This window comes from Flavivirga aquimarina, from assembly GCF_030540835.1.
Lineage (GTDB): Bacteria > Bacteroidota > Bacteroidia > Flavobacteriales > Flavobacteriaceae > Flavivirga > Flavivirga aquimarina.
Window position 1 is genome coordinate 23,638 of the sequence record NZ_JAUOEK010000071.1, and the last position, 11,960, is coordinate 35,597.

Consider the following 11,960-nt stretch of genomic DNA (forward strand, 5'->3'; position numbering starts at 1 on the left):
TATGCTTACGCCAAAGATAAAGAAGATGAAAAAGAATTTGATTATGCTGTTCGAAAACATTAAAAGTATTAAGGGTTAATTTCTTTACCCTGTAAATACACTTTTTCTATTTGATGGTCCCCGAATGTATATGGAATAAATGCATAAGAGCTCATTGGCTTGGTCAATAATAAATTAGCCTTTTTCCCTACTGTAATTGAGCCTACTTCTTTCTCAAGTCCCATGGCATAAGCTCCATTAATAGTTGCAGCATTAATAGCTTCTTCTGGCGTCATTTTCATTTTAATACAAGCTGTTGATATTACAAAATTCATATTTCCAGAAGGTGCAGACCCCGGATTGTAATCTGTTGCTAATGCTAAAGGTAACCCGGCATCAATCATTTTACGTGCTGGTGTATAAGGAATACCTAAAAAATAAGAACAGCCAGGTAATGCCACTGGCATTGTGTTAGTATTTTTTAGAGCATCAATATCTTCATCTCTCATTTCTTCCAGATGGTCTACAGAAAGTGCCTGATACTTTATACCTGCTTGTATGCCTCCTATCGCTGTAAATTGATTGACATGAATTTTAGGCGTTAATCCATGTTTACGCCCTGCTTTTAAAATAAGTTCTGTATCGGCTACCGAAAAATAACCTGTTTCGCAAAAAACATCTATGTATTCGGCTAACCTTTCCGATGCAATTTTAGGGATTACCTCGTCAATAAGCATTTGTAAGTATGCCCCTTTATTATTTTTGTATTGTGATGGCACTGCATGTGCTCCTAAAAACGTGGCTTTTATCTCAATAGGATAATGTTCTTTTAAACGTTGTGTGACACGAAGCATTTTTAGTTCGGATGCTTCTGTTAACCCATATCCCGATTTAATTTCAACAGCTCCTGTGCCTAACTGTATTATTTCTTCTAAACGTACTTTGCTTTGTGCATATAAATCGTCTTCAGTTGTTTTTTGAAGTTTCTTTGCCGAGTTTAAAATACCACCGCCCTTATTAGCAATTTCTTCGTACGACATGCCATTAATTCTATCTACAAATTCACCTTCACGATTTCCGGCATATACAATATGTGTATGAGAGTCGCACCAAGTGGGTAACACCATTTTCCCGGTAGCATCAATGATTTTATCTGCTTGTATAGGTGAAAAATGATCCATTAATCCAAAATCTAAAATACGGTCATCTTCAACAACTAAATACGCATTTTTTAGAGTCGGCAATTCTTTCATTTGAATTCCAGAAACAAACGAAATCGGTTCTGTTCGTACCTGCACCAATTCTTTTATATTTTTAAAGAGTGTAACCATTAAAAAAGGGTATTTAGTAATTCATCTTCTACTAAGTTAGGAATTGTAACTTTTAAGTTAGGCGTACGTTCCATTTCACGTTTTATTGCAAATATAGCCTCTTTATTTCTAGCCCAGCTTCTACGGGCAATGCCATTATTTACGTCATAGAACAACATGCTTTTTAATCGCCTTGCTGCTTCTGGGGTACCATCTAGAAGCATTCCAAATCCGCCATTCATGACTTCACCCCAACCAACGCCTCCGCCATTATGAATAGAGACCCATGTTGCACCTCTAAAACTATCGCCAATAACATTGTGAATAGCCATATCTGCTGTAAATTTACTACCGTCATAAATATTGGAAGTTTCTCTAAATGGAGAATCGGTTCCGCTTACATCATGATGGTCTCTACCTAAAACCACTGGGCCTATTTTTCCAGCTTCAATAGCATTGTTAAAAGCTTCTGCTATTTTTAATCGTCCTTCTGCATCTGCATATAAAATACGCGCCTGCGAACCTACTACCAATTTATTTTTCTTAGCATCTCTTATCCAAGTGATATTGTCTTGCATTTGCAATTGGATTTCTTCTGGAGAGTTTTCCATAATATCCTGCAAAACTTGCATCGCAATTTGATCTGTTTTATCTAAATCTTCTGGATTTCCTGATGTACAAACCCACCGGAAAGGCCCAAAACCATAGTCAAAACACATGGGACCTAAAATATCTTGTACATACGAAGGGTATTTAAAATCGATGCCGTTTTCGGCCATAACATCTGCACCTGCTCTTGATGATTCTAATAAAAAAGCATTACCATAATCGAAGAAATACGTTCCCTTTGCAGCATGCCTGTTTATGGATAATGCATGTCTACGCAACGTATCCTGAACTTTTTCTTTAAAAACTTCGGGTTCTTCTCTTATCAAACGATTAGACGCTTCATAAGTTATATCGGCAGGATAGTACCCCCCTGTCCATGGAATATGTAATGAAGTTTGATCGGATCCTACATGAATAAAGATATCTTCCCTATCAAAACGTTCCCAAACATCCACCACATTTCCTATAAAAGCAATAGATACTACTTCTTTGTTTTTTTGGGCTTGTTTAACTCTTGGTATTAAATCTTCTATATCGTCAATTAAAACATCTACCCAACCTTGTTCATAACGTTTTCTGGCCGCTTTAGGGTTTACTTCTGCACATACCGTAATACAACCAGCAATATTCCCTGCTTTTGGTTGCGCACCACTCATACCCCCTAAACCTGCTGTTAAAAATATTTTTCCTGCGGGTGTTTCTCCCTTTGGTAATATTTTACGGAACGCATTCATTACCGTAATAGTCGTTCCATGTACGATACCTTGTGGGCCTATATACATAAATGATCCTGCTGTCATTTGCCCATATTGTGTAACACCTAAGGCATTGAATTTTTCCCAATCATCTGGTTTTGAATAATTGGGAACCATCATGCCATTGGTTACGACTACTCTGGGAGCATTTTTAGAAGAAGGGAATAATCCCATAGGGTGTCCGGAATATATGTGTAAGGTTTGTTCGTCGGTCATATTAGCCAAATACTGCATTACTAAAAGATATTGTGCCCAATTTTGAAATACGGCTCCATTACCCCCATATGTAATTAACTCTTCCGGATGTTGCGCTACTGCAGGGTCTAAATTATTATGGATCATTAACATTAGAGCTGCTGCCTGCAATGATTTTGCTGGATACTCGGCAATATCTCTGGCGTATATTTTATAGTTTGGCTTAAATCGGTACATATATATGCGGCCATAATCTTGTAGTTCTTGTGCAAATTCTACCGATAATTCTTGATGCCATTTTTTCGGAAAGTACCGTAAAGCATTACGAACCGCTAACTGTTTTTCTTTTTTAGATAAAATATCTTTACGCTTCGGTGCTCGGTTTACTTCTACCGGGTATTCTCTTTTAGCTGGTAGTTCTGATGGTATTCCTTGTAATATTTGATCTTTGAACAGCATAATTTCAAGTATTATCATTTAACAATAAATGCCTGGTCTTTTACCAAGGTTATCATAGCATCGATATCGTTTTTCAACAGGCGGTCTTCTTCTAATTTTGCAACTTTTTTACGGATAATACCGAAGTTTTCTTCCAGTATTTCAGAGAAGGTATTTGGTCTTCTAAATTCCATTGCTTGTGCTGCATACATTAATTCTATGGCCAATATTTTTTCTATATTTCCTAATATCTGATTGAATTTACGCCCAGAAATACTTCCCATAGATACATGATCTTCTTGCCCTAATGACGTTGGCACACTATCTGCCGAAGGTGGAAAACAAAGTGATTTATTTTCGGTAACCAATGCAGCGGTAGTATACTGCGGAATCATAAATCCGGAGTTTAATCCACCTGCTTTAGTTAATGTTCTTGGCAAACCGTATTTCCCTTCTAATAACAAATAACAACGTCTGTCGGAAATGTTTCCCAATTCGGAAGCAGCTATAGCGCCGTAATCTAATGCCATGGCTATTGGCTGTCCGTGGAAGTTCCCACCAGAAATAGCTTCGGTTTCACTTATAACAATTGGATTATCGGTTACCGAATTCATTTCAATTTCTACAAGCTCATTTAAATGGTAATAGGCATTTCTGGATGCTCCATGTACTTGAGGGATACATCGTATTGAATAGGGGTCTTGTATGCGATCACATTCAAGATGATTTTCCACATTTTGTGAATCCTTTAAGAGCATACGAATACGTTCGGCAACTTTTAAACTACCTTTAAATGGTCGAACTTGATGCAATATCGCTTTAAATGGAGAGCTACTTCCTTGAAACCCTTCTAAACTCATAGCTCCGGCAACATCGGCTAAATCCAATACATATGCCATTTTCTTTAGCCCTTGTATGGCATGAGCTAAAATAAATTGTGTACCGTTAATTAGTCCCAGCCCTTCTTTAGCTTGCAGTGTTATTGGTTTTAAATTATGTTTAGCCAACACTTGATCGGCAGGAAGTATTTTATCATCTACCCAAAATTCGCCTTCTCCTAGTAATGGTAAAAACAAGTGTGACAGCGGTGCTAAATCGCCAGAAGCCCCTACAGATCCTTGTTCGGGAACTACGGGTAAAATATCATGTTCTATACAATATATAATTCGGTTTATCACTTCTAAACGCACCCCAGAAAAACCTTGACAAAGGGCATGAACTTTACAAATCATCATCATTTTAGAAAGTTCTTTCTCTATAGGGTTTCCAACACCTACAGCGTGGGTAATGAGTAAGTTTTCTTGTAGTTTGCTTGTTTCTTCTGGCGTAATTTGAACATCGCATAAGGGACCAAATCCGGTATTGATACCATATATTGCCTTTTCTGAATTAGCCATGTTTTCAACTTTCTTTCTACAGTCATTAACCTTAGTAATAGCAGCTTCTGTTAAGGTAGCTTTTAAAGTACCTTTTGAAATGGCTACGGCTTTATCTACAGTAAGATGATCTATTCCATATGCAAACATATACGTCTCATTTTATTTTTAACAAAGTTCTTCTTAATTTTGATACCTAACAAGATCATTTAATTTATCATTTAATAACTATGAGTTATCAAATAGAATTAAGACATTTACGATATTTTTTAGCAGTGGCCGAAGATTTGCATTTTAGAAAAGCTGCGGAAAAACTATTTATTTCACAACCAGGGTTAAGTAAACAAATAAAGCAACTGGAGGACGATTTAAACATACAACTCTTTGAACGTCACAACAGAAAAGTTGAATTAACCGAGGCAGGGTCATTTCTACAGCATGAAGTTTCGAAGAATCTAAAAGAATTGGATAGCATTTTGAATCATACTAAACTGATACATCAAGGGTACGATGGCAACTTAAATTTTGGTTATGTGGGCTCTGCCATGCAAGAATTGATTCCGAATATATTATTAAAGTTTAAGGAAGCGCATCCTAAAGTAATCTTTAATTTAAAGGAAATGGATAATGAACAACAGGTTAAAGGTTTATTATCTAAAAAAATAGATGTGGGTTTTGTTCGGTTGGAGCGTTTGCCCAGAAACTTAGAGGCTCGACCTATATTAAAAGAGAATTTTTGTTTGGTTTTACCTAAAAACCATCCTATCGATTCGGCTAATTTTAAAGGCTTAAACCAGTTTAAAGATGAATCTTTTATTCTATTTGACCCGTCTTATAGTCCGTCTTATTATGAAAAGGTCATGCAAATTTTTGACAAAAGCGGATTTACACCAATTATTAGCCACAATACCATTCATGCGAGTTCCATATACAGATTAGTTGAAAACAACTTAGGTATCTCCATAGTGCCAAAATCGCTCCAATCTGGTTATAATATGAACATAAAGTTTATAGAGCTTGACAAAATTAACCAACAAACGGTTCTATCGGCTGTTTGGAATAAAGACAATAGAAATCCGGCGCTTAATTTTTTAATTAAAAATATTGGTTAAGCTAAAAAAGACTAGAATCTGTTCAATTAAATTTCTTAGCACGCATTAAATTGTTTTTCGATTTAAATCATTATTTTTAAATTAATTAGATTTGTTTAAATTGAGATTCTCTTAACTAATTTACAGCCGCTAACCATGCAAGCCATTTTTAAAAACATCTTCCCTTTTGTCTTTATAATCTTGCTTATTGGTAAGTTAAATGCACAGTACACCCCGTTTTTTCAAAATTACTCATTAGCAGAATTCAATGTAGGTAATCAAAACTGGGATGTTTCAGTTGCAAAAAACGGAAAACTATATGTTGCTAATGATAAAGGCTTAGTAGAATTTGATGGATTAAAATGGCGTTTTTATCAGCTTCCAAATAAAACCATTATCCGGTCTGTATTAGCATATAAAGATGTTATTTATACAGGATCTTATGAAGAGTTTGGTTATTGGAAAAAAAACAAAAAAGGTGTGTTAATTTACACTTCGTTAAGTAAACTTCATAAACAAAATGAATCTTTAGACGAAGAATTCTGGCAAATACTACAACATAATGGCTCTATACTTTTTAGATCATTTTCAAACCTATACATATATAGAAACAATGAAGTTATTAAAGTAAAACCCAAATCTACTATAATTTCATGCGATATCGTAGATGATACCATATACGTTTCGACATTAAAAGACGGTGTTTTTATTTTAGAAAATGACACGTTAATGCCTTTGATTAATATAGATAAGTCAAACAATGTAAAAATTATTTCAATAACAAAATTCGGCAATCAATTACTTATTACCACAGCATTAAAGGGATGTTATTTATATGATGGCACTAGCATTAATCCTTGGGAACCTGAAATAAATACCATTATTAAAGAACATCAACTTAATAATTTCTTGACTTTAAATAATGGTAATATGGTTTTTGGCACCATAAAAAATGGCCTTTATATTACGAATAACTTAGGTAAAGTAATATATCACGTTAATAAAGAAAATGGTTTGCTAAATAATACCATTTTAAGTCAAGGATTAGGAAAAGACAATGAGTTATGGGTTGGTTTAGATAATGGCATTGCTTTAATAGACTTAAATTATAAATATACTTTTTATAATGACAATTCTGGAGAATTGGGTGCAGTTTATGACATTATAAACTATAAAAACACGATTTACATTGGTAGTAATACTGGCCTATTTTACTTAGATGATGACAATAAATTAAAATTTATTGAAGATTCACAAGGTCAAGTCTGGGAATTAAAAGAAATAAATGGCGAACTGTTTTGCGGACATAACAGTGGCACGTTTTTAGTTAAAAACAAGAAGTTAAAAGAAAAAATATCAAACTTCACAGGTGGATGGGTTATAAAAAAAGTCCCTGAATCTAATAATATGTTCATTCAAGGTACATATACTGGTTTGGTTAAATATAAATATGAAAATGGCAAATGGGTAGTAAACCATTTAGGTAAGCTTACAATTCCCATTAAATTTTTAGTATTTGAAGACTCACACACAGCATGGGTAGCACATGCTTATCAAGGTTTATTTAGAGTAAAGTTCGATAGCAATTATGAAAACATACAAGTTAAAGATTATAAGCATAAAGGGCTTTATTCAGACTTTAACGTAAGAGTACATAACATTAAAAACGATATTTGCTTTAAAACTAATAATGGTTGGCAAAAATATGAAGCTCTAATAGATAGCATCGTTCCAAACACATTACTAAATAAAACTTTTGGAATAGACACTAATATCATTTCAGAGCCAGACACTGACATATTAATAACAAAAAACAAAAAAGATAAAATAAGCTTAGTTTCTTTAACTAATGGAAAAATTGATTTAGAACTTGCAAATAAACTTTTTCAAAAGAAACTTGTTGTTGATAGTGAAAGCGTTTCGAAAATAAAAGATTCCGTTTATGCTTTAAATCTTTATGATGGTTTTATGCTAATAAATAAAACGAATCACACCAAAGAGGACACACTCCAAAAACCTATCATTGAGCGAATAGAAATTAATCAAAATTTAGTGCCCTTAAATAATTTAGATTCTTACGAGTCTTCTTTTAATAAGAATATAGCCATATCCATATCATCTTCCCGTTCCAGTAATCACTTTTTTGAATACGCACTTTCAAGTTCAGACACAGATACTTTAAATTGGTATAAAATGGATAATGAAAAAATAGAATTATCCCGTTTAACTGGTGGAGAATATGAAGTACGCTTTCGAACAGCGAATATATTTGGGACGACATCTTCGGTAAAAACACTCCAATTAAAAATATCTCCGCCCTGGTATAAGAACAGTTTTTTCTATTTAACAGTTATATTAATAATTAGCTTGACAATATATTGGCTTCACAAACTAAAAATTAATAAAGAACAAAAAGTTTTAGAAGAAAAACTCATAAAAGAACAGGAAGAGCTTTTAAAAGAAAAAGCTTTAGAGAACGACAAAAAAATAGTCCAATTAAAGACAGAATCTTTAAAAAACGAAATTAAACTAAAAAGCAAGCAACTAGCAAATACTGCAATGGCCTTAGTAAAGAAAAATGAGTCCATGCTTGAAATTAAAAATGAACTGATTCAAAATAAAAAGAACTTTGTGAATCAATTTAATTATAAAAGACTCATCAAAAAAATAGATAATTCTATTGGGCATGAAGATGAGTGGGAAATATTTGAGTATAATTTCAATCAGGTACACGAAGAGTTTTTCAATCAGCTCAAAAGCAAACATCCAAAACTTACACATAAGGATTTAAAGATTTGTGCCTACATCAAAATGAATTTATTAACAAAAGAAATTGCGCCATTAATGAATGTATCAATTAGAGGCCTTGAAACTCACAGATATAGATTAAAGCGTAAGTTGAATTTAGAAAATGATAAATCTTTGACCGATTATTTACGAGATTTCAAATAATTGACCTAAAATATTAGCATTTTTTAACATATAACACTACGCCATTATTACTTCATTTATTGCTCCATGAACTTATTTTTATAGATTTTACCACATAATACAATACGTCAAATAGCCCTTTTTTGATTTTTTGTATTATGACGTAATTTATGTGTATCTGTTTTTTTGATAAGGTTTTATCTAGTCCTTAGTTTTGGATAAACTAACAATTTAAACTAAATTATATGAGAACAAGATTTATTTTATTACTGCTATTTCTTTTTTCAATCAGTAGTTTTGCCCAAAACTTAAAGGTTTCAGGTACGGTTACTGGTTCTGAAGATAATATGCCACTTCCTGGTGTAAATGTAATAGTTAAAGGCACCAATCGAGGTGTTAGTACAGATTTTGATGGTAACTATACCATAGAGGTTAGTGCAGGAGAAGTTATTGAATTTAGCTATGTGGGTTATAACCCAAAAACTATAACTGTTAGTGATCAATCCACAATTAATATCGCATTAGAGACTAATATCGATGCTTTAGAAGAAGTTGTAGTTGTAGGTTATGGATCTGCAAAAAAACTCGATTTAACAGGATCTATTGTAAAAGTTGAAGGAGATGATGTAGCAGATAAACCAAATGCCAACCCAGTCGCTTCATTACAAGGGCGTGTATCTGGTCTATCTGTGGTCAATACTGGACGATTAGGTGAACAACCAGATATTAGAATACGAGGGACGAGTAGTAGGTACAGTTCAACCCCCTTATATGTTGTAGATGGAATTTTCACAGATAGTATAGACTATATCAATCCCAACGATATTGAATCGATGCAAGTTTTAAAAGATGCCTCATCTTTAGCCATTTTTGGGGTAAGAGGTGCAAACGGTGTTATAATTGTGACCACTAAAACAGGGAAGCTTGGGCTTACGGTAAATTTAAATACAACTATAGGCTTTAAGCAAATTTCTGACAAACCTGATTTAGCAAATGCAGCATTATTTAGAGAGCTTTATGATGAGCAATTGGCAAATGACGGTTTCCCTGCTTTTGGTTTTTATGACCAGTTTTCGGGAGATACCGATTGGGTAGATACAATTTCTAACAATTCTGGAGCCTTCCAAACTATCAATGCTAGTGTTCAAAATACAACAGAAAAAAATAAAATATATTTTGGACTAGGTTATAGAGATGAAGAAGGGCTAGTGAAAGAAGAAAAAATGCAACGAATAACGCTTAATTTGAATAATGAATTAAAAGTAAATGATAATTTAAAAATTGGAGCTAATGTAAACATACAAAAGGACAAATTACCAAATGGAGGTGGTTTTACAGCTGCGCTTAATGCAACACCAATAGTAGACCCAATTCATTCTGATACTCGCTCTGAGTATAATGGCTTATATAACCAATTACCAATTGAAATTGGAGGAGCTCAAATTGCTAATCCATTATTAGTAGCGGAGGTCACTAAAAATAAGAGATTGACTGAAAGAAAAAGGTTAGTTGGAAACATATTTACAGAGCTTAAATTTTTAAAGGGCTTTACGTTTAAAGCAACAATTTATGGTGATTTTAATAATTATTCAAGAAGATCATATACTCCGATTATAGATATATATACTGCAGAAACTGATGAGATTGTAGAGCTTAACGGGAATCAAATTACAAGAGTTGATCAACAAACTGTAAGCACAATTAATTTTCAACAAGATTATATATTAACGTATGATAAGGAAATTAACAACCATAAATTTAACCTAACTGCTGGTTTTACAACCACCGAAACAAAAATTGAGCAGCTCAGTGGGTCAGTAGAACATGATCCAAGTGTAGGTCTAATTCCAGATGATGAAAGATTTTGGTATGTTGGTGTTTTTCCATATGGAGACCCAGAAACGAGAATAGCAGATTCTAACCAATTTGATCGCGCAACATCTTCATTTCTAGGGCGTTTGCTTTATAGTTATGATGAGAAATACTTGTTAAATGCTTCTTACAGAAGAGATGCTACATCACAATTAGCCCCAGATAATCGCGCGCAAGATTTCTGGTCTTTAGGAGGGGCTTGGATAGTTACAAATGAAAATTTTATGGATAATTTTAATGCCTTAAACTTTTTAAAAATAAAAGGTTCAATAGGTCAATTAGGAAATCAATTTGTCCCAGTAAGCTATCCTTACTACCCCGGTGTAGATGAAGGCGCAACTGCAATTTTTGGTGGTGATGTTGTTCCTGGATATATACAAAGATTTGAAGAAAATCCCGATTTAAAATGGGAAACTGTAAAATCATGGGAAGTAGGTTTTGAGTCTACATGGCTAGATAACAGATTAAATTTTAATGCTACTTATTATAATAAAGATACTGAAGACTTATTGGTGTTTATAGATACTGGAACCGCAGAATTTTTTGATAACGCAGGTGAAATTAATAACAAGGGATTTGAGTTTGATGTGTCTTGGAATGATGAAATAAGTGAAAATTTTAAATACTCTATAGGAGGAAACATAACAACCACTAAAAACGAAGTAATTTCTGTTTATGAAGATGGTTTTAGAATTTTTGATGGACCATCAGTTACTGAAGCAGGATTACCAATAGGATACTTTTATGGTTATGAAGTTGAAGGTATATACCAAACTTATGCAGATATAGCAGAACATGAACCCGTATCAGATGATTTAGGAGCGTTTGATGTAGGAGATTTTAAGTATAGAGATGTAAATGGAGATGGAGAAATTACTGCCGATGATAGAACGATGATAGGTAATCCAACGCCAGATTTTACGTATGGTATTTTCACTAATGTGGAATACAAAAACTTTTTCTTAAATATGGATTTTCAAGGAGTTTATGGCAATGAAATATTTAGAAACTGGGGGAATGGCAGTTCATTTGCTCAATTTAATTTTAGAGGCGCTAGAGAAGGACGATGGACTGGACAAGGTACATCTAATTTTGAACCAAGACTAAGTAATATTTCAGGCTATAATAGATTGAACTCTTCTTATATGATTGAAGATGGAAGTTATTTCAGGATTCGAAATATACAATTAGGATATAATTTCAAACCATCTAGCATAAAAGGGGTTGAGTTTAAACAAATGAAGTTATATGTAAACCTGCAAAATGTGTATACTTGGAGTCATAATTCAGGCTTTACACCAGAGGCAGGAGGTTCACCAACGCAATTTGGAGTTGATGCTGGCGGATATCCCTTGCCAATTATTTCAACATTAGGTTTTAGTTTAACATTTTAAAAATAATCAA

General features: G+C 33.6%; 6 protein-coding genes. 3 read left to right on the forward strand and 3 right to left on the reverse strand.

Annotation, left to right across the window (positions count from 1 at the left end):
* Positions 1-68: 68 nt before the first annotated feature.
* Genes hutI through hutH form a run of 3 tightly spaced genes read right to left on the reverse strand, consistent with a single transcriptional unit; the run spans position 69 to position 4,812 of the window.
* Positions 69-1,310, reverse strand: a complete 1,242-nt coding sequence (gene hutI / locus Q4Q35_RS06365) for an imidazolonepropionase (RefSeq protein WP_303277115.1) — start codon at positions 1,308-1,310, stop codon at positions 69-71.
* Positions 1,310-3,307 carry a urocanate hydratase gene (gene hutU, locus Q4Q35_RS06370; RefSeq protein ID WP_303277117.1) on the reverse strand — a complete coding sequence of 666 codons (1,998 nt, stop codon included), beginning with the start codon at positions 3,305-3,307 and terminating at the stop codon, positions 1,310-1,312. Before hutU ends, hutI begins: the two co-directional genes overlap by 1 nt.
* 14 nt (positions 3,308-3,321) lie before the next feature.
* Positions 3,322-4,812, reverse strand: a complete 1,491-nt coding sequence (gene hutH / locus Q4Q35_RS06375) for a histidine ammonia-lyase (RefSeq protein WP_303277118.1) — start codon at positions 4,810-4,812, stop codon at positions 3,322-3,324.
* A gap of 80 nt (positions 4,813-4,892) precedes the next feature.
* On the opposite strand from hutH, the gene Q4Q35_RS06380 reads away from it, so the two are divergent.
* From Q4Q35_RS06380 to Q4Q35_RS06390, 3 genes are all read left to right on the forward strand, one after another.
* Positions 4,893-5,774, forward strand: a complete 882-nt coding sequence (locus tag Q4Q35_RS06380; protein ID WP_303277119.1) for a LysR family transcriptional regulator — start codon at positions 4,893-4,895, stop codon at positions 5,772-5,774.
* A 135-nt stretch (positions 5,775-5,909) separates the two neighbouring features.
* On the forward strand, positions 5,910-8,705 hold the full coding sequence (locus tag Q4Q35_RS06385) for a helix-turn-helix and ligand-binding sensor domain-containing protein (protein ID WP_303277120.1): 2,796 nt from the start codon (positions 5,910-5,912) through the stop codon (positions 8,703-8,705).
* Positions 8,706-8,929: 224 nt separating this feature from the next.
* Entirely contained in the window at positions 8,930-11,950 is a 3,021-nt protein-coding gene (locus Q4Q35_RS06390; RefSeq protein WP_303277121.1) for a SusC/RagA family TonB-linked outer membrane protein, read from the forward strand.
* Positions 11,951-11,960: the final 10 nt, after the last annotated feature.

Coding starts and splice junctions, on each gene's coding strand:
- hutI (WP_303277115.1), bottom strand. CDS start 1,310: ATGGTTACACTCTTTAAAAATATAAAAGAATTGGTGCAGGTACGAACA.
- hutU (WP_303277117.1), bottom strand. CDS start 3,307: ATGCTGTTCAAAGATCAAATATTACAAGGAATACCATCAGAACTACCA.
- hutH (WP_303277118.1), bottom strand. CDS start 4,812: ATGTTTGCATATGGAATAGATCATCTTACTGTAGATAAAGCCGTAGCC.
- Q4Q35_RS06380 (WP_303277119.1), top strand. CDS start 4,893: ATGAGTTATCAAATAGAATTAAGACATTTACGATATTTTTTAGCAGTG.
- Q4Q35_RS06385 (WP_303277120.1), top strand. CDS start 5,910: ATGCAAGCCATTTTTAAAAACATCTTCCCTTTTGTCTTTATAATCTTG.
- Q4Q35_RS06390 (WP_303277121.1), top strand. CDS start 8,930: ATGAGAACAAGATTTATTTTATTACTGCTATTTCTTTTTTCAATCAGT.